The sequence below is a fragment of the Pseudoalteromonas sp. T1lg10 genome (genome assembly GCF_002964545.1).
Classification (GTDB): Bacteria; Pseudomonadota; Gammaproteobacteria; order Enterobacterales; family Alteromonadaceae; genus Pseudoalteromonas.
Window position 1 is genome coordinate 1 of the sequence record NZ_PQBV01000033.1, and the last position, 295, is coordinate 295.

1 protein-coding gene is annotated in these 295 nt (G+C 61.0%); it reads left to right on the forward strand.

Annotation, left to right across the window (positions count from 1 at the left end):
* A partial coding sequence (locus C2M17_RS15915) for an Ig-like domain-containing protein (protein ID WP_233997950.1) occupies positions 1-295 on the forward strand: 295 nt, incomplete at both ends.

Genomic DNA, 295 nt, shown 5'->3' on the forward strand with positions numbered 1-295 from the left:
TGGATTACGCCGCCACTAACAATGGCGACGGCACCTGGACCTTGGTGGACGACACCTTACCAGCGCTTATGGACGGAAGCTACCAGGTGACCGTGACCGCCACCGATGCGACGGGTAACAGCGGCACGTCCACGGGCACCTTAGTTATTGACACCAGCGCGCCAACCACGGGCGATGGTGCGAACAGCATTGCGTTCAACGACGGCGGCGATGAGCTGGTTAGCGCAAGTGAGGCGACCAACGTGACCCTTTCTGGCGTTGTTGAAGCCGGTGCCACCGTCGACAGCATCACCAG